General features: G+C 58.5%; 20 protein-coding genes. 9 read left to right on the top strand and 11 right to left on the bottom strand.

What is annotated here, in order from left to right; genetic code table 11:
* Positions 1-570, bottom strand: coding sequence for a TetR/AcrR family transcriptional regulator (locus tag AB4Y71_RS15035; RefSeq protein ID WP_013348004.1), 570 nt, complete (start codon positions 568-570; stop codon positions 1-3).
* A 209-nt stretch (positions 571-779) separates the two neighbouring features.
* Between AB4Y71_RS15035 and AB4Y71_RS15030 the strand changes: the two genes are divergently transcribed.
* Complete coding sequence (locus AB4Y71_RS15030) at positions 780-1,448, top strand: histidine phosphatase family protein (protein ID WP_441693600.1); 669 nt, start codon at positions 780-782, stop codon at positions 1,446-1,448.
* A gap of 108 nt (positions 1,449-1,556) precedes the next feature.
* Positions 1,557-4,577 carry an alpha-mannosidase gene (locus tag AB4Y71_RS15025; protein ID WP_441721538.1) on the top strand — a complete coding sequence of 1,007 codons (3,021 nt, stop codon included), beginning with the start codon at positions 1,557-1,559 and terminating at the stop codon, positions 4,575-4,577.
* A gap of 167 nt (positions 4,578-4,744) precedes the next feature.
* Here AB4Y71_RS15025 and AB4Y71_RS15020 read toward each other — a convergent pair whose 3' ends face one another.
* Both AB4Y71_RS15020 and purN read right to left on the bottom strand, forming a co-directional pair.
* On the bottom strand, positions 4,745-6,259 hold the full coding sequence (locus AB4Y71_RS15020; RefSeq protein WP_013348001.1) for an SDR family NAD(P)-dependent oxidoreductase: 1,515 nt from the start codon (positions 6,257-6,259) through the stop codon (positions 4,745-4,747).
* A gap of 32 nt (positions 6,260-6,291) precedes the next feature.
* Complete coding sequence (purN, locus tag AB4Y71_RS15015) at positions 6,292-6,861, bottom strand: phosphoribosylglycinamide formyltransferase (RefSeq protein ID WP_134780697.1); 570 nt, start codon at positions 6,859-6,861, stop codon at positions 6,292-6,294.
* A 150-nt stretch (positions 6,862-7,011) separates the two neighbouring features.
* On the opposite strand from purN, the gene AB4Y71_RS15010 reads away from it, so the two are divergent.
* The gene (locus AB4Y71_RS15010; RefSeq protein WP_441721535.1) at positions 7,012-7,542 is read left to right on the top strand and encodes a DinB family protein; all 531 of its coding nucleotides are present in this window, start codon (positions 7,012-7,014) and stop codon (positions 7,540-7,542) included.
* A 104-nt stretch (positions 7,543-7,646) separates the two neighbouring features.
* Positions 7,647-8,285 (top strand): hypothetical protein, encoded by a 639-nt coding sequence (locus AB4Y71_RS15005; RefSeq protein ID WP_441721533.1) that lies wholly within the window; start codon positions 7,647-7,649, stop codon positions 8,283-8,285.
* Between the two features lie 18 nt (positions 8,286-8,303).
* On the opposite strand, the gene AB4Y71_RS15000 is transcribed toward AB4Y71_RS15005, so the two are convergent.
* The 4 genes from AB4Y71_RS15000 to AB4Y71_RS14985 form a co-directional block, all read right to left on the bottom strand.
* A complete protein-coding gene (locus AB4Y71_RS15000; protein ID WP_441721530.1) occupies positions 8,304-9,593 on the bottom strand; it encodes a cell division protein PerM in 1,290 nt (429 codons plus the stop codon).
* Between the two features lie 105 nt (positions 9,594-9,698).
* Positions 9,699-10,508 (bottom strand): aldolase/citrate lyase family protein, encoded by an 810-nt coding sequence (locus AB4Y71_RS14995; protein ID WP_441721527.1) that lies wholly within the window; start codon positions 10,506-10,508, stop codon positions 9,699-9,701.
* Complete coding sequence (hpaH, locus tag AB4Y71_RS14990; RefSeq protein ID WP_013347995.1) at positions 10,493-11,278, bottom strand: 2-oxo-hept-4-ene-1,7-dioate hydratase; 786 nt, start codon at positions 11,276-11,278, stop codon at positions 10,493-10,495. The genes AB4Y71_RS14995 and hpaH overlap by 16 nt, the downstream gene beginning before the upstream one ends.
* A gap of 240 nt (positions 11,279-11,518) precedes the next feature.
* Positions 11,519-12,202, bottom strand: coding sequence for a CE1759 family FMN reductase (locus tag AB4Y71_RS14985; RefSeq protein ID WP_441721524.1), 684 nt, complete (start codon positions 12,200-12,202; stop codon positions 11,519-11,521).
* A 151-nt stretch (positions 12,203-12,353) separates the two neighbouring features.
* Here AB4Y71_RS14985 and kynA point away from each other — a divergent pair, with 151 nt between their 5' ends.
* Together kynA and AB4Y71_RS14975 are read left to right on the top strand one after the other, a co-directional pair.
* A complete protein-coding gene (kynA, locus tag AB4Y71_RS14980; RefSeq protein WP_013347993.1) occupies positions 12,354-13,220 on the top strand; it encodes a tryptophan 2,3-dioxygenase in 867 nt (288 codons plus the stop codon).
* Positions 13,210-14,049: a PaaX family transcriptional regulator gene (locus AB4Y71_RS14975; RefSeq protein WP_441721521.1), complete on the top strand. Its 840-nt coding sequence runs from the start codon at positions 13,210-13,212 to the stop codon at positions 14,047-14,049. The genes kynA and AB4Y71_RS14975 overlap by 11 nt, the downstream gene beginning before the upstream one ends.
* On the opposite strand, the gene AB4Y71_RS14970 is transcribed toward AB4Y71_RS14975, so the two are convergent.
* Both AB4Y71_RS14970 and AB4Y71_RS14965 read right to left on the bottom strand, forming a co-directional pair.
* A complete protein-coding gene (locus tag AB4Y71_RS14970; protein WP_441721518.1) occupies positions 14,046-15,416 on the bottom strand; it encodes a CoA transferase in 1,371 nt (456 codons plus the stop codon). The genes AB4Y71_RS14975 and AB4Y71_RS14970 overlap by 4 nt on opposite strands.
* Positions 15,417-15,528: 112 nt before the next feature.
* A complete protein-coding gene (locus tag AB4Y71_RS14965; RefSeq protein ID WP_441721516.1) occupies positions 15,529-16,245 on the bottom strand; it encodes a transglycosylase family protein in 717 nt (238 codons plus the stop codon).
* A 512-nt stretch (positions 16,246-16,757) separates the two neighbouring features.
* On the opposite strand from AB4Y71_RS14965, the gene AB4Y71_RS14960 reads away from it, so the two are divergent.
* Positions 16,758-18,047, top strand: coding sequence for a YihY/virulence factor BrkB family protein (locus AB4Y71_RS14960; RefSeq protein ID WP_441721514.1), 1,290 nt, complete (start codon positions 16,758-16,760; stop codon positions 18,045-18,047).
* Here the strand turns inward: AB4Y71_RS14960 and AB4Y71_RS14955 are convergent.
* Positions 18,030-18,749 carry a M50 family metallopeptidase gene (locus AB4Y71_RS14955; protein ID WP_134780687.1) on the bottom strand — a complete coding sequence of 240 codons (720 nt, stop codon included), beginning with the start codon at positions 18,747-18,749 and terminating at the stop codon, positions 18,030-18,032. The genes AB4Y71_RS14960 and AB4Y71_RS14955 overlap by 18 nt on opposite strands.
* Before the next feature lie 158 nt (positions 18,750-18,907).
* Here AB4Y71_RS14955 and AB4Y71_RS14950 point away from each other — a divergent pair, with 158 nt between their 5' ends.
* Positions 18,908-19,228, top strand: a complete 321-nt coding sequence (locus AB4Y71_RS14950; protein ID WP_417366654.1) for a hypothetical protein — start codon at positions 18,908-18,910, stop codon at positions 19,226-19,228.
* 77 nt (positions 19,229-19,305) lie between these two features.
* Entirely contained in the window at positions 19,306-22,761 is a 3,456-nt protein-coding gene (locus tag AB4Y71_RS14945) for a TM0106 family RecB-like putative nuclease (protein ID WP_441721511.1), read from the top strand.
* Between the two features lie 21 nt (positions 22,762-22,782).
* Here AB4Y71_RS14945 and AB4Y71_RS14940 read toward each other — a convergent pair whose 3' ends face one another.
* Positions 22,783-24,039: a polysaccharide deacetylase gene (locus tag AB4Y71_RS14940; RefSeq protein ID WP_441721509.1), complete on the bottom strand. Its 1,257-nt coding sequence runs from the start codon at positions 24,037-24,039 to the stop codon at positions 22,783-22,785.
* Positions 24,040-24,109: the final 70 nt, after the last annotated feature.

Raw genomic sequence — 24,109 nt, 5'->3', positions numbered from 1 at the left:
CTATTGCTGCGCAGCTTGCGGACGCAACCCATCGCGCATGATCTGCACGATTCGTTCTTCCAGCCCCGGAGCACTCTTGCTGAAAGACCGCGAGAGCGGACGTGTCATGGCACCGATGGTGGCAATCAGGTCTATTCCAGAGATGTCCTGGCGGACCAGATCCGCGTTCTTGGCCAGCTCCAAGGCGGCGTTGAGCGATAGGGCAGCCGAGGCCTGGACCTCCAGTACCCGAGCGCTGATTTTCTTTGGCAGTTGCAGCCCCAGCGCTTCACTCAGCGCTCCAAGATTCTGATGGATCAGCGTATCAAGAAGTACATCCCACGCTCCGGTGTCATCCGCTTCGAGACCTTCAACGGCAAGCTGGGAAGCAATTTGAACATCCTTGAGCGTGCCCAGGGTGACTTCTTCAACCAGCGAAGTCCGGTCGGCGAAGTTGCGGTAGAGGGTGCCAATGCCTACGCCGCTGGCCTCGGCGATAGTCTCCATCGCAATCTGAGCACCATGCTCAGCAAATAATTCACGAGCGACTCGAAGAATGTTCTCACGTCGCCGAAGAGCATCTGAACGCATGAGCGGATTCCGTTCTGAAGGATATTTCGAGGCGCGTCTTGCGACCCAACGACTTCACGATAGCGGACGGCCCCTGCCCTGACGAAGCGGAAATTACCATTCCAGATCAAAAGTTTCTGCGTCTTCTCCGGCCCCTGCTCATTCCGCATCACTTGAAACCGTGATATTTCTGAAATCAGCAGCGTTCAAGGCGAAGGAAGCACCCTACTATGCGTTTTCAGCTCATCAGGCATGGACAAACCCCTTCGAATGTCGCAGGGCAGCTCGATACCGCCTATCCGGGTGCAGGGCTGACTCCCCTGGGGCATCGCCAGGCCAGGGCCCTGCCCCAGGTTTTCGCCGAGGGCCAGCTGCAATCCATCTATGCTTCGAGGCTGAACCGTACCCAGCTCACCGCCCGGCCACTGAGCGAATCCTCCGGCCAGCGCCTGCAGGTGATTGACGGCCTCGAAGAGATTTCCGCTGGGACCTTGGAGATGCTTGCCGATGAGCCATCCCACCATGCCTACGCCACGTGCTTGTACACCTGGATGCACGGCGACTGGGAGCAGAAGATGCCCGGTGGTCCCAGCGGTTATGACTTCATTGAACGCTATTCCAAGGCGCTGGAAACCATCGCCCGGGCCCAGGACTATTCCGGCACCGCAGCGGTGTTCAGCCATGGTGCGGCCATTCGCGTCTTCAGCGCGTGGGCCACCAAGATGGCGCCCGCCGATGCCTCAGAGCTGTTCATCGAAAACACCGGCGGCGCATTATTGGAGCTGGGCATCGGCGGAAAATGGAGCTTGGATCGATGGAACCCGAAACCGCTCGGCGGCGACTTCGTGCGCGATGTCCTCACCGAGGACGTTACCGGTGGCGAAGATGGCGCATCTTGAGTACGCCATTGATCGCTGGATCGCGAGTTGCACCAACTCAGCGTGAGATATTTCGGTAGTCTGGCTAGGGAGCTCAATTTCTGCTGAGCGCACAACCGGAAGGCCTTCATGCACGACGACAATTCGTTGACTATCGGACGCGTCCGCCGCGTTCTGACCGAACGTATTCTTCCAGCGATATATTCGGAAACCATGCCATTGGAGCTGTCGTGGCATGAATTGCCAGGCGAACCGATCACTCCGGCAGAAGGCCTTGCCCTGGACTACCAGCCAACGCAGGTTGGCACCGCATGGGGTGTTGCGTGGGGCACCACGTGGTTCCATCTGCAGGGTCGAGTTCCCGCCCAATGGGCCGGACGCCGCGTCGAAGCGGTCATCGACCTGGGCTTCGATGTGAATATGACCGGCTTCCAATGCGAGGGCCTGGTCTACCGTCCCGATGGCATCACCATCAAGGCCATCAACCCGCGCAACCAGTGGGTGCCGATTGCCGCCGAAGCCACCGGCGACGAAGTCATCGACTTGTATCTGGAGGCTGCTTCCAACCCGGTCCTGCTCGACTACCATCCGTTCCTGCCCACCGAGCAGGGCGATATCCTCACCTCATCCTCGCGCCGCCTGTACACCACCCGGCGCATGGACTTGGCCGTCTTCGAGCCAGCGGTCCACGAACTGTCACTGGATCTGGACGTCCTGCTGGATCTGCAAGAACAGCTGCCAGCCGGCCCACGCAAGATGCAGATCCTGCAGGCCATGGACAATGCCTTGGACGTGCTTGACCTGCAGCGCATTACCGAGACAGCACAGGCTGCCCGCGATCAGCTGGCCGGCGTGCTGGCCGCACCGGCTGAGCACAGCGCCCACCAAATTTCCGCCATCGGCCACTCGCACATCGACTCGGCCTGGCTGTGGCCGCTGCGTGAAACCATCCGCAAGGTCTCGCGCACCTGCTCTTCCATGGTGGAACTGCTGGGCGACGAAGAGGACTTCCTCTACGGCATGTCCAGCGCCCAGCAGTACAAGTGGCTCAAGACCCACCGCCCCGAGGTCTGGGACCGGGTGAAGACGGCCGTCGCAGAAGAGCGCTTCCTGCCTTTGGGCGGCATGTGGGTGGAATCGGACACCGTGATGCCTTCGGGTGAATCCCTGGTCCGCCAATTCCTATACGGCCAGAAATTCTTCCGCGACGAATTCGGCATCACCTCCAAGGGTGTCTGGCTGCCCGATTCCTTCGGCTACTCCCCTGCACTGCCGCAGCTGATGCGCCGTGCCGGATTCGAATGGTTCTTCACCCAGAAGATCTCCTGGAACCAGCAGAACAAGTTCCCGCACCACACCTTTGATTGGGAGGGCATCGACGGCTCGCGCATGTTCAGCCACTTCCCGTCGATGGATACCTACAACTCCCAGCTCTCGGGTGAAGAGGTCGCCAAGGCCGCACGCCAATTCCGCGAAGCCAGAGTCACCAACAACTCCATCGCCCCGGTGGGCTGGGGAGATGGCGGCGGCGGCACCACCCGCGAGATAACCGGCAAGGCCAAGCGCCTGGCCGATCTGGAAGGCAGCGCGAAGGTCCGCTGGGAGCACCCGAACGACTTCTTCGACCGGGCCAAGTCCGAACTGCCTAACCCGCCGGTTTGGGTGGGCGAGCTCTACCTGGAGCTGCACCGCGCCACCTTGACCAGCCAGCACCAGACCAAGGCGGGCAACCGCCGCACCGAGCAGCTGCTGGTCGAAGCCGAGCTGTGGGCTGCCACCGCGTCCGTGTACGCCGGGGCAGCGTACCCGTACGAGCAGCTTGATGAGCTGTGGGAAACCGTGCTGTTGCACCAGTTCCACGACATCCTGCCGGGCACCTCCATTGCCTGGGTGCACCGCGAAGTCGTGGCCCGCTACGCCCAGATCATCGAGCAGGCGCAGGCGCTGATCCTCGCTGCCCAGCAGCAGTTGGCCGGTGCAGGTTCCACCCCGATTGCCTTCAATGGCGCTGCGTTCACCCGCAATGCATTGGCCTTCGGCCAGGCCAAGCCGGTCCAGGCACCTTCTGGCACCGCAGTGCAGGCGATTGCCGCCGATGGCGGCTACGTACTGGATAACTCGGTTGTCCGCGTGAGGGTCAATGCCCAGGGCCTGATCACCTCCGCCGTGGACCTGGCTACCGGCCGTGAAACCATCGCCGCAGGCCAGGAAGCAAACCTGCTGCAGCTGCACCAGGACTTCCCGAACATGTGGGATGCCTGGGATGTGGACAAGTACTACCGCAACCAGGTCACCGACCTGCGTGGCCTCGAGAGTCTGGAGCTGTCCGCACGCGAGGATGGCAGCCAGGTGATCACCATTGCCCGCAGCTTCTCGAACTCCACGCTGGTTCAGGAACTGTCGCTGTCTCCGGGCTCGCGCACCGTGCAGATCTCGCAGAGCACCGACTGGCATGAGACCGAGAAGTTCCTCAAGGTCGCCTTCCCGCTGGATATCCGCGCTGAGCATGCGATTGCAGAAACCCAGTTCGGCTATCACAAGCGCGTGACACATGTGAATACCAGTTGGGAAGCGGCGAAGTTCGAGACCTCGATGCACCGGTTCGTACTGGCTGAGGAACCGGGCTTCGGCGCTGCGCTGATCAATGATTCCATCTACGGCTTCGATGTCACCCGTGACGCCAAGGATGCACAGGTCACCACGACAATGCGCCTGTCTTTGCTGCGCGCCCCGCGCTTCCCGGATCCAGAAACCGACCAAGGGGTGCAGACCCACCGCTACGGCCTGGTCATCGGCGCGGACGTGGCCGCGGCTACCGAAGCCGGTGCGCTGCTCAACAGCGCCGAGCGGGTCATCGAAGGCGCGCAGGGTGTAGACCCGCTGGTTTCGCTCTCCGGTGAAGGCCTGGTCATTTCCAGCGTGAAGCTGGCCGCGGACCGCTCCGGCGATCTGGTGGTGCGCGTCTACGAGTCCTTGGGACGCCGCGCACACGGCAGCCTGATGGTCAATGCACAGCTCGGCTCGGCAGCGACCGTCAGCCTGCTGGAAGATGAGCTGGCTGGGCAAAGCGTTGAGCTTGACGACGGTGCTGTGCCGTTGAAACTGGGCGCTTTCGAGGTGCGCACCTTGCGTTTCACGTTGGCGAAGTAATTCAAAAGTGGGGAACCGGGCCGGCACGCTTTTTCGCGCGCCGGCCCGGTTCCATTTTTTGGCCAGGGTATTGATTCCCAGGAATCCGTGCCTTGTTCTGCAGCTGCAACGCCGCTAGGCACAAGAGCTCTGCGGCAATGAATTCAGCGCAGAGTCCATGCGTCTTCCTACCAGGGTGATGGTTCGTAGTCCTTGAGGAAGCACCCGTACAAATCGATGCCGCGCTCCCCGTCCACGATCGGCTGGTACACGCGGGCTGCCCCATCAATCAAATCCAGCGGGGCATGCCATCCTGCGGCGACTTTTCGGATCTTCGCTTCATGGGGACGTTCGTCGGTGATCCAGCCGGTGTCCACGGCAGTCATCAGGATACGGTCGCTGTTCAGCATTTCCTCTGCGCTGGTGCGGGTCAGCATATTCAGCGAAGCCTTGGCCATGTTGGTGTGCGGATGCCCGGCGCCCTTGTAGCGGCGGGAGAATTGACCTTCCATTGCCGAGACGTTCACGATGTACTTGCGCCGCGCCTTGCTGGCGGCCAGGGCCGGGCGCAGCCGCGAGGCCAGCAAGAATGGCGCAGTCACGTTGCACAGCTGAACTTCCAGCATCTCCAAGGCATCGACGTCACCGAGTCTCTGGGTCCAGGAATTTTCAGAAACAACATCCGGCACCAGCCCTCCGGCATCGATGGCCCGTCCTTGGGCAATACGTTCCATGCTGGCTGATCCAGCCGTCATGGCAAGCTCAGCCAGTTGCTGCGCGTCATAGCTTCTTTCGGCCGGTGAGGCCAGGAGCGCGGAGTCTTGGAGCTGGAAGGCACTGGCCAGTGCCCTGGGGTGTTCAGCCGGTGGGTTTGCTTCTCCCCACAGCTCCAGCCCCTCGCTGCGGGACAACAGTTCAGCTGGCAGTGGTTGCTGTTCGGATTCGATCAAGTGCTGGTAGGAGTTCGCGCTGCGGCGCACAGTCTGTGCCGCATTATTGATCAGGATATCCAGCGGGCCGGCTGCGGCCATTTTGTCCGCTAGGTCAATGACCTGGGCAGGATCACGCAGATCGATTCCGACAATGCGAAGTCGGTGAATCCATTCGGCGCTGTCTTCCAGCGCAGTGAAGCGCCGGGCTGCATCCTTGGGGAAACGAGTGGTGATCGTGGTGTGTGCGCCGTCGCGTAGCAAGCGAAGGGCGATATGCATGCCAATTTTGGCTCGTCCGCCGGTCAGCAATGCGCGCTTGCCACGCAGATCTGCACGGGCGTCGCGGCGTTCACGTCCCTCGGCAGCGCACTCCGGGCAAAGGTAATGGTGGAAGGCATCTACGGTGGTGTAGCGCTTTTTGCAGATGTAGCAGCCACGGGGCTTGCGGAATTCGCCAGCGCTTTCGCCTTCGGTTGAAGTGCTCAGGTCCAGGCCGAGCGTTTCATCATCGAGCCGCTGCGGCGAACCGGTTGCGGTCCGTTCAATCACGGACCGGTCAGCGGCACTGATCTCAGCGCGCTTTTGAGACTTGCGGTAGCGCTTGGCGGCCTTGAACATGTTGCTGGTCGCCCGGCGTACGGCAATATGCCGTTCATCCTCGGAATCCAGCTGGTGCACCACCGACAGGACCTTCAGCGTCGTGGCTAGTTCCGCCTCGGAAAAAAGTTCGGATTCAGCCGCCAGTTCAGGCGACGGTGTTTTCTCAGTCATCTCCCCACCAATTTTACGTCGTGGGCATTGAATTATTTTCCTTGGGCCAAATCAGCCAGGGTCGCGATGAGCAGGCGGCGTTCAACGATCTTGATGCGCTCGTGCAGGCTCTCTTCGGTGTCATCTGCCTCGATGGCGACCGCTTCCTGGCGCAGGATGGGACCGGTATCAACACCGGCATCGGCAATGTGCACAGTACAGCCGGTAACTTTCACGCCATAGGCCAGGGCATCACGCACTCCGTGGGCGCCGGGGAAGGACGGAAGCAGCGCAGGGTGGGTGTTGATGTAGGTGCCATCAAATGCGTTGATGAATTCTTCACCGACAATGCGCATGAAGCCCGAGGAAACAACATAGTCCGGGGCGTAGGACAGGCACTTTTCGGTCAGTGCATGATTCCAATCTCCGCGGTCAGCAAAGTCCTTGAAGTTCACGACAAAGGTCTCAATGCCAGCTTCGGCAGAACGCTGCACACCGTAGGTGTCGTGCTTATCTGCACCGACCGCCGCGATCTCAACGTCTTGCAGCTGCCCTTGGGCCACTGCGTCAATAACTGCTTGGAGATTAGAACCGGTGCCTGAAACCAAAACCACAATGCGCATGCGTTCAATTCTACGGTTCTCCGGGGCTTGCGCTTCATCGCGGTGGCAATGTTGCACGCACTTTGAGTGCAGATGTCATATTCGCGCACCGCTGCACAGCTTCAGTCATAGACTGGGCTTCATATCGGCGATTCGACTTGGAGGTCTTTGATGAGCCAGATAGTTCCTGACCAGAAGAACTGGACCGTTGTCCTGGAAACTGTGTGCCAGCAGTGCGCCTACGACGTGCGAAATATCAGCCTATCCGATGTCATCGGCCACCTGCCGGCATATGTCGACCGCTACATCCAGGTCCTGGCCCGCCCCGATGCGCAGACCCGTACGAACCCTGCCCGTTGGAGTGATCAGGAGTATGTTGCCCACGTAGCCGAAATGCTGCAAGTCATGGTGGGGCGCTTTAGCCTGATGCTGGAACAAGACGACCCGACCTTCCCCAACTGGGATCAGGATCAGGCCGCTGATGAAGGCAATTACAATTCTTTGACGGCTGGTGAAGTCGCCGAACGCTTGCGCGAAGGCGCCACCCAATACGCCGCGAAACTCTCAGCGATCGATCCCACGCAGTATTCCCGTCGCGGGCTGCGCTCAAACGGTGCCGCATTCACCGTAGAGACGTTGAATCAGTATGCCTGGCATGACATCGTCCATCACCTGTGGGATCTGACGGCAGAAACCAGCTAATCGCCTTCGACACAAGCAATTTGGCTAAATGGAAGGTGGTCCGGCCTTTGGCTAGACTTCTTGGCGTACGTTCACAACAGTTCTATGTAAGGAGCCAGGCAGTGATGCCAAAGGCACATCTGGGAAAAATTGCGGCATTGACTCTCACTGGACTCCTGTCCTTGAACGCGTGTTCGGCTAGCGCTCCGCAGACCGAAGAATCTTCTCTTCCCGTTCCTTCGGCTGAAGAATTCCTGCCGCTTCTGGCGCAAACGCAGAGCGATGGCGACAAGCTTCCAGAAGGTTTTGAAGACACCGACTCCTACGACGCGCAAACCCGCCACTTGTTGGCCACTTCAGATTTCGGCAAGCACTATGTTGCTGTAGGCAACGAGGGCCAGCTGTGCATGGTGACCATACCGAAACCGGAACAGGAAGATGGCGATTTTGAAATCGCTGGCACCACCTGCCCGACCATGGACTACGTGGTGGAGAACGGTGTTCCGCTTAAAGTCGATGGCGGAGAGAACAGCCTGGAGGTCGTCACCTATCTGCTGCCTGGCGGCATCAGTTCTGTGACCGTGGAGAACTCGATGACCGGGCTTCGCGCTGAGCACCCGGATATCAAGGCTGAAGACATCCAGGTAATCTCCGAGAACGATGCGGTGCTGCTGGTGATGGAAGAAGCAACGGCCAAGGAACTTGGCACGATCACCATCAATCGTTCCGAAGCCGATCCGCTGGTTCTGGCCAGCCTGACCTAGGAGTTTGCTGGCGCGACGCTAGCCTTCGAGTACCGGGTCGGTCTCGAACAGCGGTGCAATCAAGTAGCCGATCGCGGTGCCCACGCCGATTTGCAGGGCCAGGGCACCTGCGGTCGCCCACATATTAGGGCCGATCTCCACCAGTCGGCCGATGGCAAGGGAGCCAGAGGACATCCAGGAGCCAATCAGGCTCAGCAGTCCGGTGACGATGCCCGTAAACACTGCCAAGCATGCGGTCGAGGCGGCCAGCGACAGAGAATTGAATGGAATGCGGCGGGCGAACCAGTCTTCGAGGTGGTTCTCGCCCACGCGCAGGAAGTACCAGCCGGCCACGATGCCTGCAGCCACCGGAATCAGCAGGAAGAGCCACTGATGCGCCACTTCCCCTGAAGGCAGCGAAGCGAGCATTGGAATCGATGGGAGCGGGCCGACGGTGGTTTCCAAGGTGGATAGGGTGCTGCCGGTGCCAATGCTGAAACCGCCGCCGCTGATCCATGACAAGACCCAGAACACCGCATTAGGGACATAGGACAGCTGCACCAGGGTCAACGTCGCGGAACCGATGGGGCCCGGACGCAATTCCTGCGATACGTTGGCGACATCTGTCCAATGCACGCCGAGGTTAATGGTCAGCAGCAATCCGGAGATTCCCACGGCGGCCACATATCCGAGGAATCCGGCAACGATTACATGCCACACGTAGGAGCCTGCCCAGCGGCGGTGCGGTGAAACTCGCTGGATATATGCGGCGGTATCGACTCCGAAAAGCCGGGCCCAGGACCCCGCCTCGCGTCGAGCGCCGATAATCAGGCCCACCAGGGCAATGATCAACGGGATGAATGCCGCGGCGAGGATATTGACCTGCGCGTAAGCATTATTCGCCAAGAACCCGATACCGGTGCCGATGGCGCCATAGGCTACGAATGCGCCAAGCAACCCCTGCCACAGCTGGTCGGTGTAGGAAGCGCGAGCGATGCGGCGTCCTGCCCGCAGGCAGAAGAGGAAAGGCAACAGCGATAGTCCCAGTGGGATCAGCGTGGCCCATCCGGTCACCGAGCTGGGGTCAGCTTCGGGGCCGAGGTTCAAGATCTCCACGGGCACCCCGTGGATGAGCAGCCAGACGAATCCGGCGAACTGCAAAATGGTCTCAAATGAGTCTTCGAGGAACCCGCCGCTGAAGTAGACGGCAATCAATGGCAGGGCGATCAGGGCAAGGCAGAAGACCACTGATTGCAGGATCTCGAAGACCCCCTGCAACGCCAGGGGCATCGGCCAGCCGTTGCGCAGGCGCAACATCACTGTCTTCATGGGTTTCTTTTCGCGGCTCATCAACTTCAATGTTGCCATCATTGGCGCCGACCGACCTCGATCGACGCGCAATGATGAGCTGAAGGGTTGCCTAGAACACCGGTGCTAGTAGCTCTCCGGGGCCTTGCTTTGGGCTTCGGAGCTGAAGCTTGCAGCCAGTGCTTCGGTGGCACGGGCCAACAGCGCCACATCGGCTCCTACGCCGACGTAGTCCGCGCCGGCGTCCATGTATTCGCGGGCGCCATTCTGGTCGAAGGCGTTAACCCCGGCATACTTGCCAGCGGCCTTGGCAGCGTTGATGGACTTGAGCACGGCAGCGACCACATCTGGGTGGCTCTGCTGGCCAATGACTCCCATGGAAGCAGCCAGGTCCGAAGGCCCGATGAAGATTCCATCCACGCCTGGCGTGGCAACGATTTCCTCAACGTTGCGTACTGCTTCATCCGCTTCGATCTGCACCATGATGGTAATGGTTTCATCAGCACGGGTCAGGTACTCGGGAATGCGGTTCCAACGAGCTGAGCGAGCCAGTGCCGACCCGACGCCGCGCACGCCCTTAGGCGGGTACTGGCAGGCGGCTACCGCGGCGGCGGCTTGCTGGGCGTCATTGACCATCGGGATGATCAGCGATTGCACGCCCAGATCCAGGTACTGCTTGATGAGCACCGGGTCGTTGACCGCCGGGCGGACCACAGGAACTACTGGGTAGCTGCGTACCGCTTGCAGCTGGGCCAGGACATTTTGCAGATCGTTGGGCGAATGCTCGGCGTCGATGAACAGCCAGTCGAATCCCGCGCCCGCGCAGATTTCAGCAATCAGCGGCGAAGCGGAGCACACCCAGACGCCGGCCAACGAGTGGTCCGCGTCCTTGAGCGCGTCTTTCAGCGATGAATCTGGTTCTACTCGAAATGACATGTGACAGTTCCTAGCGGTCCGTAATCAGCAAAAACGGTGTCTCCTGCGTTGACCCACATAGGGCGGGTGAAGGAGCCAGCCAAGATGATTTCTCCGGCTTTAAGCTTGTCTCCGTGCGGGGCAATCTTGTTGGCCAGCCAGTAGACGCCTGCGGCCGGATGGTTCAGCACACCGGCTGCGACGCCGGTTTCTTCAACAGTCTGGTTCTTGAACAAGATGCCCGAGACCCAGCGCAGGTCAATATTTTCCGGCTTGACCGGATTGCCGCCAATCACCATGGCGCCCATGGCTGCGTTGTCGCTGATGGTGTCCACAATGGTGCGGCCTTCCATCTCCACCCGGGCATCAAGAATTTCCAGCGCTGGGATGACATATTCAGTAGCTTCGAGTACGTCGAAGATGTTCGCTCGTGGACCTTCGATGTCCTTCTTGAGCTTGAATGCCAGTTCCATCTCGACTCGTGCACCGGTGAAGTCTTCCCACTTCAGCTTTGCTCCGGAATCGTAGACCATGTCATCGAAGATGATTCCGTAGTCCGGCTCGGTGATTCCGGTAGCCATCTGCATGGCTCGGGAGGTCAGACCGATCTTGCGGCCAACCAACTCACGGCCGGCGGCTTCGGAGCGCTGGCGCCACAGATTCTGAACTCGATAGGAATCTTCAACCGTCATTTCTGGGTAACGGGCAGTCAGACGTGGCACGGGCGTGCGCGTCTGGCCAGCTTGGACCAGCTCATCGGCAATGGCCGTGATTGTTTCCTCGGATAGCATCGGCGGCTACACCTTTCGCTTCTTAATTCAAACCTTTTGGAGCTGTCACAATCTCGAAGAAATGACCTGGCTCACGGTTCTTGATCGTACCGAGCTTCGAGAATGATGGCACATCGTACTAACATTTTCGCCTACTTATGAAGGGGCTGCCAGTTTGCACAGTGCATCAAAACTGATCCCACCGCCTGCGGCAGGTCCGAACTGCAGGCGGTGGGATCAGGCAGTCGAAACAAGGGTGTCTCAGGAGCCGGATTTGAGGTTTGCAAGCAGGGATTCAAACGGCAGTGAGCTGAGCTCATCGTCTGGATCAGCAAATTCACTCACCGAGGGGGCAGTGGAACGAGTATCGCTCAATTGCGTGCCAGTCGATGAGGTCCCGTCGCTCAGTGACAGTGCCAGAACAACTTCCCGCGCAACCCGGCGAGCGCGATCCGAGAGCGTTCCGGAGAGCCCTTGGCCACCGAAATCTTCGGACGCGGCAAATATGGTTGTCGGCATGATGTGCGCCCGGAGGTAGGAGAAGATCGGGCGCATGGCGTAGTCGATAGCCAGCTGATGACGCTGGGTTCCTGCCGTGGCGGCCAGCACCACCGGCTTGCCGCTCAGGGATTTAGGGTCCAAGACATCAAGGAAAGACTTGAACAGGCCGGAGACCGAGGCCGTGAACACCGGGGTCACGGCAACCAGCACGTCTGCTTCTGTCACTGCATCGATGACGTCCTGCAGGCCCGGTGCGGCGAATCCGGTGAGCATGTTGTTGGTAATGTCGCTGGCGTGCTCGCGAAGTTCAACATTGCGCACGTGAGTTTGCACCCCGGCTGACGCAAGCTGATCAGCAATATCCTGCCCGATTCGCGAGCCCAGCAGCGAGGAACTCGATGGAGTGCCCAAGCCGCCGCTGATGACAACTATTGAATTGCCCATTGCTTCTACCCTTCACTGTTTATATGCGTATGCATGTATCAACAGCGGTGGCACTGAGGGTATTCCCAACACCGGCCCTCAGCTGGATTCCGAGCCCCAGAACAGATTTTCACTATTATGACGGTCGCAACTTTATTGATATTCTCTGCCTATGAGCAATCACCAGCCACAGACCGAGAATCAGCGCGACATTGAAGACGGTGTCCGCACGGATTTCAAAAACACCATGTCCTACGGCAGTTACCTCGACCTGGATCGCATCCTGTCAGCACAGCACCCGGTCAGCGTTCCCGAGCATCACGATGAAATGCTGTTCATCATCCAGCACCAGACCAGCGAACTGTGGCTGAAGCTCATGCTCCACGAACTCCTGGAGGCCCGCCGCCTGCTGGAGGTCGACGATTTCGGCAAGGCACTGAAATGCCTTGCTCGTGTCAAGCACATCCAAAAGACCCTCACCGAACAGTGGTCCGTACTGGCAACATTGACCCCTCGCGAATATGCGCAGTTCCGCGACTTCCTCGGCTCTTCTTCCGGATTCCAGTCCTTCCAGTACCGCGCCGTCGAATTCATTCTGGGCAACAAGCACGAAGGCATGCTCAAGGTCCACGAAGCAGACCCAAAGGCCCACGAGGTACTGACCAAGTTGCTTCACGAGCCAGGACTGTACGACGTCTTCCTCGCCGCGTTGGCCCGCCACGGCTACGCCATACCCGAAGAAGTGCTCTCCCGCGACGTGACCAAGCCATGGGCATTCCAAGAAGCGCTGGTCCCGGTATTCAAGGACATCTACGAATCCGAGGACACCCGCTGGGGCTTCTACCAGGCCTGCGAGGACTTGGTGGACGTCGAGGATAACTTCCAGGCCTGGCGTTTCCGCCACATGCGCGTTGTGCAGCGCACCATTGGCTTCAAGCGAGGCACCGGAGGCTCTTCGGGCGTCGATTTCCTCAAGCGCGCCCTGGACCTGACCTTCTTCCCCGAGTTGTTCGCGGTGCGTACTGAAATTGGCAAGTAATACTTCCCTCTCGGCACTGAGCCTCGATGATTTCGAGGCCCGCACCGGAAGTGCGACCTCGATTATCCGCACGATTACCGGTCTCTATGTACGACATGAGGCAGCTGGCGTGGCCCGTACCCAGATCGTGGAGCTGGCTCATGCCGCCGGAGTTTCGGTCCCAGCCGCGCAAACGGCGATCTCGCGGCTGATCGATCGCCAGGTGCTGGAAGCCTCGCAGGCTTCCAGCTTGCACGTTCCACACGCAGCGCAGCAGATGTTCGAGCGTGGGGCCCGAAGAATATTCACCCCGCGGCAAATGTCAGGAACCGACCCGTGGTGCCTGGTGGCCTATTCGCTGCCCGAGACCTTGCGTTCCCTGCGCCATCAAATACGCAAGCATTTCTTGCAGCTGGGCGGAGGCATGGCCGCAGCCGGGCTCTGGATTTTCCCGGAGTACCTGCGAGCAGAAGTAACAGCGGTGCTCAGCGCCCTGGGTGCCAGGGACCATGCGACGCTTTTTACCGCTCAGCAACCGCATTTCCCGGGGACGCCGCAACAGGCTGCCGGAGCATGGTGGGATCTCCAGCGCCTCGCCGCGCTGCATAAAGCGTTCCTGGAAAATACCGCAGCCGTGGATGCCCAGGACATCGCCCCGCCCAACGCCTACCGGGGCTACGTCACCATGATCGACTCATGGCGGGCCCTGCCCTACCTGGATCCCGGGTTGCCCGAGTTCATGCTGCCGTCACAGTGGCCCGGCGCGGAAAGCCGCGAGCGCTTCATGGCATTATCCGAGGCCCTGCAAGAACCAGCATCGGCGTTTGCCCGTTCGCTTCTGGACAGCTAGTTCCAGACTGGCTCATCTTGTCCATACACCGGCGGCGGCTTGGCAAAGTCCAGCGCTCGACCAGCAACGCTGAACGGTGGACCGACGTATTCAAGTTCGCCATAGGAACTGCTCATCCGCCGCAGCTGCACCTCGCCCAAGGACTGCACGGGCGGGTGCGGAGCGTCAAAGGCGAACAGGGCATCGGCTGTGCGCGCTAGAGAGAAGCGCACCGAACCAGTTTGCCGTTGGACACGACGTGCACGCACCAAGGCAATGACCGCCGCGGCCAGCCCATACCCAGTGGCATGGTCAAGCGCCTGCACGGGAAGAGCACCGGGGCGATGCCCGGCATCACTGCAAGCCTGCGAAATACCGGTTGCGGCCTGCACAATGCTGTCGAACCCGCGCCGCTGTGCCCACGGGCCTTCGAAGCCCCATGCGCTTAGTTCAGCCACGATCAAATCCGGGTACCGTTCACGCAATTCATCCAGCCCAAGCCCTGCACGGGCCAGCGCACCCGGCCGATACCCCAAGATCAGCGCGTCGGCTTCTCCCAGCAGCTCATGGAGCCGTGCTTGCCCGGGTGCGCTTTTCAAATCCAGGAGCGTACTGCGCTTGCCGAAGCCGGTATCCACATGCTGCCAAGCAAGCTCCGGAAGCTGGGGTGCGTCCAAGCGCAAAACCTGCGCCCCGAAGGCGGCAAGTGTTCTGCTTGCAGTCGGCCCTGCGATCACTCGGGTAAGGTCTAAGATTTTCAGTCCTTGAAGCGGCATCTCTGTCCGCTGTCCATATGCCCACGACGACGTTGAACTTGCCTCACGCAAGCTGAATTGCGCCCAAGGCCCACGGCCGGACTCACTGCCCTCTGCTGAATTGAGCCACTGTTGACGGGATCGGACCACAGCGGCGATACCACCGGCCGAAACAATACGTTCCTGGGCTTCCCTGGCACCAAGATGCCCGAGCACATCCTCGACCCCGGATCCTGAAGCCATGCCCAACGCTGTTAGAAGTGCGCGCTCATGATGAGGATAATTGGCGTGGGTTCTGATCCAGCCATCCATGCACCGATAGAATCCCGAATATTGCGCGAAGCCCTGCGTCCTCTGCCCCTCAATGCGCAGGTGGCTTGAGGATCCGAAGGCAGCACCGATGCTTGGAGTCGATGAAGCTAGTTTTAGCTCCGCGCCAGCCAGGGCGTCGAGCGCCGCGCAAACCAAGCTCACCGAGCCGGCGGCGAGCCTCTCCACGTTCAACGGACCGCCCCACCAAACTGGTGGGCCGGATACGGAGTCGAGATCCCCCATCCCGAGCAACTGGTGATCATAGAACCCAGTTCCCAGGATGCTCTCTACTGACTGGCGCTCATCATCTGCTGAGAACATGCGCCAAGCCTACTACCGTGAAGATCTCACCTATATATAGGCAGCTTTTAAGAGCAGGAAACCCGCGGTGCTTCAATTTGAAGCACTGCGGGTTTCCTGACGCTCTGCGAAATTAGTTCGATGGAACGTTCAGAGTCTGTCCAACCATGATCAAGTCTGGGTTGGCCAGCTGGTCATCATTCAAGACGAACAGGCCACGCCAGTCCTTGACACCAAGCTGGTCAGCAATCTTGGCCAGGGTATCGCCCGACTTGACGGTGTAGTCCTTGCCCGAATCGGTTACGTCAATGTTGAACACTGGCGCCTTTGGTGCTGGAGCAGCATGCTTAGGAGCTGCCTGCTGCTTTGGAGCCTGCTTCTGGACAGGAGCCTGCTGCTTTGGAGCGGCCTGCTGCTTAGGTGCAGCCTGCTTTGGTGCTGCCTGCTGCGGAGCGGCCTGCTGCTTAGGAGCTTGCTTCTGCGGAGTCGAGGAGCCCGAAGGGGAACCGCTAATGCCCAGCTTCGCAGTACATGCTGGCCATGCGCCCCAGCCCTGAGAGGCCTGGACCTTGGTTGCAATGCGAATCTGCTCTGCCTTCGATGCCTGGTGTGGCATGCCCGAACCGCCAAAGCCCTTCCAGGTAGCCAGCGAGAACTGCAGGCCACCGTAGTAGCCATTGCCGGTGTTGATTGACCAGTTACCACCGGACTCGCACTGAGCCAGTTTGTCCCAGGTGCTTGCAGCGTTTGCTGGTGCGGAAGCGGCCACGATTGCGGTGCCGGCAACTGCAACGGCGGCCAGCGAGGCTCCACCGCGACGGATCAAGTTTTTGGTCTTCTGCTGGATCATGATTCTCCAGTGCTCTTCCCGCGCTCAAGTCTTCCTAGACCATCTTCGTGCACCGCTCAGCGTCGCATTTCGACTTTGATTAAATACTGCCCTGGTGAGCGGTTTGGAAGTCCCGGCAGTACCTGTTTCCCCATAACACTGCGAGTGTTATCGAAACGTTATGAAAGACCATAACCCACCACCCCAGCCCCCTCGCAACTCAGGGAACGCCCAGAAACCCCGTAAACACAGGTCAATCGGTCGGAAAAAATTTTTAAATCAGTCCCCGAATCCGCCCTCACCCCCACATCAAGTAGCAAAAATGTTACTTTTCAAAAGTGGATAATGGTCAGAACTTTGTGATATAGCTTTCAATCCACTCACGGGCTGTATTCAGCTCCTTTGAGGATGCCTTTGCGCTCCCTATAAGTCCCGAGTTCGCGCTTTGGAGACAAAGTTTTCCAGAGCATCTGAGCGATATTTTCGGGCGAGAAGTTCCATGGCGCAACCACCGTTCCAGAATTTTCCCGACGATGAACACACCGCAAGGTTCACACACCCTGTCAACTGAATTGTCCTTCGGTAATGTGTTTCATAAAGCCAGGGCTGTAGGTTTGATTTCATCAGTCAGACAGGGGAACTCAATGCCAAATCAAAACGGCAAGACCAAAGACCGCTTCAAGGAATCTCTGAACTGTTATCCCCGAGCATTGCGGGAATTCTTTCGCAACGACGGACTAGATGTAGCGGCTTCCCTTTCCTATTTCATGGTTCTTGCCATGTTCCCCGGTTTGCTGGCTTTGATCTCGCTTCTGGCATTGGCCGGCGCCAGCGAAAGCGGCACCAAGTGGATTATGGAGTTGCTCGAGCAAAGCCTTGGCGCAAGCGGACAATCGTCCGGTGGCGACTCGCAACAGCTGCTCGACACTGCCGAACAATTGCTCGAAGGCTTGGCCTCTCAAGCTGGCGGAACGTTCTGGACAATTCTCGCTGGTTCGCTCGGTGCCCTGTGGAGCACTTCTGGATACGTCACTGCATTTAGCCGCGCACTGAACCGGCTATATGGTGCCCCCGAAGGCCGCCCGCAGTGGAAGCGCCGCCCACAGATGTTCCTGATTACCGTGCTGATCATGCTCGTTGCCGTCGTCACCTTAGTGCTCGTGCTGGCTTCTGGCTCTGTGGCACGAGGAATCGGCAACATTTTTGGTTTGGGTGACGGTTTCGTTCTCATGCTCAACATCGCGAAACCACCGATCCTGCTCATCATGCTGTTGCTGGTTCTAGCGTTGCTGTATTACTTCACTCCCAACGTCAAACCTAGGAAATTCCGCTGGTTTTCACCTGGCACCCTGACGGCTTTGGTAATCCTGGGGCTGTCGGTCTTTGGATTCGGTATTTATGTCTCACAGTTCGCCAGTTACTCGGCTACCTATGGAACCATCGGTGGCGTGATTATCCTTGTTTTGGCTTGCTGGATCAGTAATATCGCGTTGCTCCTTGGTGCATCGGTCGATATTGAATTCATCCGTTTGCGCCAGCTGCGTACCGGTGCCCAGGCGGTCGATGATGTTCTGCTCCCACTACGCGACGACGCTTTGATTCCCAAGCAGGAATTGGCAGCATATAAGGATCTTGTCCAAGCGCAGGAAATCCGCATCAACCACGGCGGGGATCCGCTCGAAGATATGGAGATGGACCCTGTTTCAGGGCCAAAGCGAAAGACCAAACTGCTTCCAATGGGGCTGGTCGCCGTGGCAGCGTGGACTGCTGGTCGGTTGAACGGCAAACGCGTTCTACGCAGGAACTCAGAAGAGTCTAAATAAGCTCAGCATTGCCCACAGCAGACCGCCCGCGCCCAAGGAACTAATCGCCAAGAGCCACAACGTAGCAAAGGTTCCGGTCGCCTCTGCGATCAAATACGCGTCGGACTGCGCGAGATCCCGACGCCGCCAGATGTGCACCGAAAGCAGCTTCACGAAATCTTTCAGACCGGCCAGCAGCAAGAAACCGGCAATGAGTAAAGCAAGGTAGAGGTACGCCTCGACAGGTGCATAGAAAACCACCGACAACGCAACTACTGCGCTGATAGTGCAAACAACAAATGCTGGCCAGTTGCGCACAAAGATCAGTGCAACGAGGAACAGCAACGCATAAATCCCTAGTGCCCGCCCGGCATAGCCAGAAGCAATCCCCCAGAACATCACGGCTGAAACCCACAATGGCGCTGGATATCCGAAGACCCCCGAGATGATCACAGAGAGCTTGCCTCGGCCAACACTGCGCACTTCGCCCGAATGGTCCCACCCCAACCGCAACCCGGCAACGTATCTTCCGGTGAACAGGGCCGCAACGATATGGCCGAGCTCATGAACCAGGGTGCTGTACAACCCGGTAATGCGCCACATCGGCCGCGGCACCACCAACAGCAGAATCACGAGCGCGACGATCAACCACTGCCACTGTGTCAAAGCCACGTTCACCGGCTGCGAGAGCCGCTCCCAAGCCTGGGCAATATCCAGATTCATGCTTGTCTCCTTAGTGGCCTTCGGTAGTACTCATTCTTGCAAGCTCCATTGCTTCCCCTGCGACTGGTGAGTACATGTCCCGATTTTCTTGGAAACATCACAGGTGCTGGGCATAGTCTGCAAAGAGAAATACTTCGCAATATCTCTGAAGGAGTCCCATGTCTCGCATCGCTTCAACCGCTCTGGCCGTCACCGGCCTGCTGGGCGGATACGCAACCGGTCGCGCCACCAAGAAGCGTCCGCTAGCCGCTGTAGTGCTCGGCGCAGCTGGTACCGGTGCCTTCCTGCTATGGAAGAAAGACGCTGGAACGACAAAAGCCATCGCCTTGATCAGCGCCTACCTCGGTGGCTTCGGTGCGTCCCATCCGCTAGCCAAGAAAATAGGTGCATGGCCGGCCGTGAACTCGGTGACCGCTGGCGTTGCCATCCTTTCACTTCTGCTCGGTGGTTCTGACAAAAATCAAGAGGAGCTCTCCTAAGCGGGAACAGTGAATCTGTCGGGGTCTGGTGCTACGTTGACTAGGTAAGAATCAAGTCAACGAAAGGCTCAGGCCCCGTGTTCTTTTTAGAGGATAAGTTCATCTTCTCTGCCAGTGACCTGTCCATCTCTGTTGACTGCAATTACCAATCGCTTTACCTTCTGGACGTGAAACTCGGCCGACGCCCCCGGCCCGATGGGGTACGAGACGAAATGCTGGAACGCACTGCGGCGCTCGGTGATGCTCATGAGCAGAACGTCCTCAAAGGACTGATAGCTACCTACGGCGAATATGATCCGATAGCCGGAACGGGAGTCAAGCAATTCACGGACCGCCCAAAGATGTCCCAAGCTGGGCTTCGGGCCGCCCATGAAGAGACCATGAAGGTACTTCGCAGCGGTGCCGACGTCATTTTCCAGGCCACGTTCTTTGACGGAAAATTCCTTGGTTTTGCTGACTTCTTGGTCCGCGACCAGGATGGCACCTGGGCCGTTTGGGATACCAAGCTTGCACGCCATGCTCGGGTCAGTGCTTTGCTCCAGATCGCGGCCTACGCAGACCAAATGCTGGCCGAAGGCCTACCCGTATCCTCTTCAGCAACCCTTGTACTGGGCGACGGCACACATTCGGTGCATCGGGTCGACGAGGTGCTCCCAGTCTTCCGCGCCCAGCGTGAGCGTTTCTTGAAGATGGTGCGCAACCACCTTGCAGGAGATCAGCCGGCCCAGTGGAATTCCGATGCCCTGCGCTTATGCGGTCGCTGCGATTTCTGCGAAGAGCAATCCCAGGCGACCCGTGATCTGTTGCTGGTCGCAGGAATGTCGATGGTGCAGCGCGAAAAACTCCGGACCCGTGGCATCTACACCATTGATCAGCTCGCGCAGCTGGAAGCTGAACCAGGCACATCCCTGCAACGTGTCACCGAGCAGGCAAAAATGCAATTGGGCCTGGCCAAAACAGATGGCAGCGTCCAAGGCGTCTCCTACCGGGTGAAAAACGAAAAACCCATCTCGTCATTGCCACGTCCAGATCAAGGCGATATCTTCTTCGACTTTGAGGGGGATCCGCTATATCAGGATCCTTCCGACGGTTCGTGGGGGCTGGAGTACCTCTTCGGCGTCATCGAATATGACACCAATGAGCCGGTATTCAAACCGTTCTGGGCCCATAGCCGTTCAGAAGAACGCCAAGCGTTCTTGGATTTCATCGCCTATGTTGAAGAGCGCCGGCAGCGGTTCCCCCATATGAAGGTGTACCACTACGCCCCCTATGAGAAAACTGCCTTGCGCAAGCTTTCGCAGGTGCACATTGCTGGCGAAGACGAGGTTGACCAGTGGCTGCGGGAAAACTTGCTCGTTGATCTCTACGAGACTGTGCGCAATGCTTTGGTGGTTTCGACCCGTTCCTACTCCATCAAGAAGCTCGAACCGCTGTATATGGGAGAGCACCTTCGTTCCGGCGACGTCACCGATGCCGGGGCCTCGGTGGTTGCTTACGCCCAGTACATGCAGGCCCGCAATTCACCGGATCCTGCTGCGGCCGAGGCCATCCTTGAATCGATTGCCGATTACAACGAATACGACTGCCTTTCCACCCTGCGCTTGCGTGATTGGCTGCTTTCGCTCAGCGATGAAGCCCCCGGGACGCTGGCGGATATGCCCGAACCTCCCGTAGCAGGCGAGGAATATGAGCCCACACCCGAAGAACTTCGCCTGCAAAACTATCTTGCGGATCTTCCCCATGGCCAGGCGCTAAGCGACGATGACCGCGCAATCGCCATGGTTGCTGCGGCAACCGGCTACAACCGTCGTGAAAAGAAACAGTTCTGGTGGGAACACTTTGATCGGTTGTCCGTGCCGATGGATGATTGGAGCGATGTCCGAGGCGTGTTCATTGTGGACACCGGAGAAGTTCTTGAAGATTGGCACAAGGCCACTGCTCGTGCCCGTACTTACACCCGCGTGACCCGGTTGAATGGAACGCTGGCCGAAGGCTCCTTGCTCTCCCCCGGCTCCTCGGTGTTCGCCATGTTCGATGCTCCGTTGCCCGAGGGCATGGAAGTCGACGACTCGGTGCGCGGCGGCGCCTTCAACGCCACCGTCGTTGAGCTGGGCGAAGGCTGGATTACCATCGCAGAAAAATCCAGTGCCAAGATCCCTGAATATGGTGCGCTTCCCTGTGCGTTGACACCAGATAAGCCGTTGGCGACGATGAGCATCGATGCCGCGCTCAAGGAGATCGCCCAACGGGTCGGTGCCACCGTGCCGGTCCTGCCAGAACGTTCAGGAATCGACATCCTGCGACGTATTCCGCCGCGCTTGAAAACCCTGTCGGCCCCGGTTGAACCGGCCCTTGTCGATGGGCAGGCGCAGATCTATCCTGCTGTGGTCCAAACGTTGAAAGACTTGGATAATTCTTATCTTGCCGTTCAGGGGCCTCCGGGCACCGGAAAGACCTTCGTCGCTTCGCATGTGATCCGCGAGCTCATTGAGCACGGTTGGAAGATTGGTGTGGTGGCCCAATCGCACGCGGTCGTTGAGAACGTTTTACGCAAGGCGGTCGAGGCAGGCGTCAATCCAGATGTCGTAGCCAAAGAAGTCAAACATGATGACCCTGTTCCGTGGTCTGGCACTTCTAAGGATTCCTTGTCTGAAGTCCTGAGCTCTGCTGACGGGGCGCTCATCGGTGGAACTGCATGGACCCTCACCGGATCGAAGGTTCCCGAAGGCAGCCTTGATTTATTGGTCATTGATGAGGCCGGGCAGTTCTCATTGGCCAATACACTGGCCGTTTCGCGAGCAGCCCGCAATTTGCTCCTGCTCGGCGATCCCCAGCAATTGCCACAAGTCACCCAGGGCACTCATCCGCAGCCAGTCGATGAATCAGCGCTGGGCTGGCTCTCCGGCGGCGAACCGGTACTGCCCAGCGAGCTGGGCTACTTCTTGGCAGCCTCTTGGCGAATGCACCCAGCTCTTTGTGCCAAAGTTTCCGCTTTGAGCTACGACCATCAGCTATTCTCGGCAGATGCTGCCGGGTTGCGGTTGCTCGAAGGTACACCGGCCGGGGTCGAGACGGTCTTCGTTGAGCATCGGGGCAATACGGTCAGCAGTCCGGAAGAAGCCGAAACTATTGTCCGTTTAGTTCGCGAACATTTGGGCATAATGTGGAGCCCCGGCGCAGGCAAGCCCGCGCGCCCCCTAACCGTTGCCGACATTCTGGTGATAGCCGCCTACAACGCCCAGGTGAATTTGGTGCGCGAGGTGCTCGAAGCCGAAGGGCTGTCCTCAGTCAAGGTGGGAACCGTCGATAAGTTCCAAGGGCAGGAGGCGCCCATCGTGCTGGTCACCATGGCATGCTCCAGTGCCGCCGACGCGTCGCGTGGCATCGAATTCCTGCTGAACCGCAATCGCGTTAACGTCGCAATTTCGCGAGGCCAATGGAAAGCCATCATTGTGCGCAGTGAGGCGCTTACCGACTACCTGCCTTCGAACCCATCGACACTCTCACAGCTAGGTGCATTCATGGCATTGTGATTTGCAGGCCGGTTGGTCCAGTCATTTTCTGGCTGGATCAATCACGTCCTGGACGTTGAAGAAGGTTTCAAGGACGGGACGGTCACCGCGTTGTTCTTTGGCCATCTGCAATCCGTCAACATTGATTCGCATCTGCCGCTGGTAGTTATCGCCTTGCTGCATCCATGAGCGAATGGTCCCATCGATGCCGTAGAAGTACTTGAATCCCTGGTCTTTGAAAAACTCATAGCGGGCCCCGGAGTAGCTCTGGGTCTGCGCAATGTCCGAGCCGAAAGGATAGATGTAGTGCATTGTTTTTTCCACGAGTGGCTGCACTTCGTCCTTCCACAGCTTCGTATCCCGTTCTAGCCGGCCCATGCTGACTGTACCGGTGGCGATATGACCCCACGAATGAGATGCGAATACCCAACCGCTGTCCTTCATTGCTTCGGCAATTTCCTTGGCATCCTTTTGGTCAGCTTTCAGAGTTTTACTCTCCGGGTATTGGCTAGCGGAAGTACGGTAGCCAAACACACCGTTATAACCAGTCATTGCAATAAGGCCACGGGCATCGCGATAGGTGAAATCTGGATGTTCGGCAATGAAGTCATCGACCATCGTGGTGACATCAAAAGCACCGATCTGCGTTTCACCCTGGGCATCCAGGTATTCGTTGCGGACCGTCCCATCGCCATCCAGCACTAGTTTGCTCGCGAATCCATCATTTTCCATGTATTCGTAATAGCTCAGGTCATCGACGGACAGGACCAACGGCTTCTTGTCCTTGGGAAGCATGATGTCTCGATATTCCATCTTCCCGCCGTCATCAACGGAGGCAAAATCTTCCGGATTGACCAGCACATAGTCACGCGCATACAACGACTCCAGAATGGCGGTAAATTCCTTTTGAGTCACCATATAGTTTGCGTATCCCTGGGAACTGCTTCCGTCGTCAAAAGCTCTTTCGGGATCAACTACGAGCGAGTGGAAGAACAGATGGGGTATCTGATCTGGATCCTCCCACGCTGAAACTTGCTCTTTCTCATCTTCGAGACCGCCGACCATCTGGTTCAGTGCTTTGGAGCTATCCTTCTTCGCAAGTTTGATTGCGCCGTCGTAGTCATATCCGTCTGCTAGCCGATTAATCTCAGCTTTCACGTTCTCTACGCGCGCTTTTTCTTGCTCGGCCTTTTGGACGGCAGCAGGATCCGGCGCCGGGTTCGATGAATCTTCTGCAGCGCTGCATCCAGCAACGCTGAGCGTCAACCCGAGAGCAATGGCTAGTCGTAGATTCCTCATTACCCTCGACCTCCGTGACTTCCACGGAACTATCTAATCCGGTGGAAAACGTGTTGTCATCTAGTAATTT

Origin of the sequence: Glutamicibacter sp. MCAF14 (genome assembly GCF_052114325.1) — a bacterium.
GTDB classification, from domain to species: Bacteria; Actinomycetota; Actinomycetes; order Actinomycetales; family Micrococcaceae; genus Glutamicibacter; species Glutamicibacter arilaitensis.
The sequence above is the reverse complement of the archived record's forward strand: the minus strand, read 5'-3'. Positions and strand labels throughout refer to the sequence as shown.

Bases quoted from the DNA above. Each gene is read 5' to 3' on its own strand.
- AB4Y71_RS15035 (WP_013348004.1), bottom strand. From the start codon at position 570: ATGCGTTCAGATGCTCTTCGGCGACGTGAGAACATTCTTCGAGTCGCT.
- AB4Y71_RS14950 (WP_417366654.1), top strand. From the start codon at position 18,908: ATGTCTCGCATCGCTTCAACCGCTCTGGCCGTCACCGGCCTGCTGGGC.
- AB4Y71_RS15005 (WP_441721533.1), top strand. From the start codon at position 7,647: ATGCCAAAGGCACATCTGGGAAAAATTGCGGCATTGACTCTCACTGGA.
- AB4Y71_RS15020 (WP_013348001.1), bottom strand. From the start codon at position 6,259: ATGACTGAGAAAACACCGTCGCCTGAACTGGCGGCTGAATCCGAACTT.
- AB4Y71_RS15000 (WP_441721530.1), bottom strand. From the start codon at position 9,593: ATGAAGACAGTGATGTTGCGCCTGCGCAACGGCTGGCCGATGCCCCTG.
- hpaH (WP_013347995.1), bottom strand. From the start codon at position 11,278: ATGCTATCCGAGGAAACAATCACGGCCATTGCCGATGAGCTGGTCCAA.
- AB4Y71_RS14955 (WP_134780687.1), bottom strand. From the start codon at position 18,749: ATGAATCTGGATATTGCCCAGGCTTGGGAGCGGCTCTCGCAGCCGGTG.
- AB4Y71_RS14940 (WP_441721509.1), bottom strand. From the start codon at position 24,039: ATGAGGAATCTACGACTAGCCATTGCTCTCGGGTTGACGCTCAGCGTT.
- AB4Y71_RS15030 (WP_441693600.1), top strand. From the start codon at position 780: ATGCGTTTTCAGCTCATCAGGCATGGACAAACCCCTTCGAATGTCGCA.
- AB4Y71_RS14970 (WP_441721518.1), bottom strand. From the start codon at position 15,416: ATGTTCTCAGCAGATGATGAGCGCCAGTCAGTAGAGAGCATCCTGGGA.
- kynA (WP_013347993.1), top strand. From the start codon at position 12,354: ATGAGCAATCACCAGCCACAGACCGAGAATCAGCGCGACATTGAAGAC.
- AB4Y71_RS14960 (WP_441721514.1), top strand. From the start codon at position 16,758: ATGAACACACCGCAAGGTTCACACACCCTGTCAACTGAATTGTCCTTC.
- purN (WP_134780697.1), bottom strand. From the start codon at position 6,861: ATGCGCATTGTGGTTTTGGTTTCAGGCACCGGTTCTAATCTCCAAGCA.
- AB4Y71_RS15025 (WP_441721538.1), top strand. From the start codon at position 1,557: ATGCACGACGACAATTCGTTGACTATCGGACGCGTCCGCCGCGTTCTG.
- AB4Y71_RS14965 (WP_441721516.1), bottom strand. From the start codon at position 16,245: ATGATCCAGCAGAAGACCAAAAACTTGATCCGTCGCGGTGGAGCCTCG.
- AB4Y71_RS14985 (WP_441721524.1), bottom strand. From the start codon at position 12,202: ATGGGCAATTCAATAGTTGTCATCAGCGGCGGCTTGGGCACTCCATCG.
- AB4Y71_RS15010 (WP_441721535.1), top strand. From the start codon at position 7,012: ATGAGCCAGATAGTTCCTGACCAGAAGAACTGGACCGTTGTCCTGGAA.
- AB4Y71_RS14995 (WP_441721527.1), bottom strand. From the start codon at position 10,508: ATGTCATTTCGAGTAGAACCAGATTCATCGCTGAAAGACGCGCTCAAG.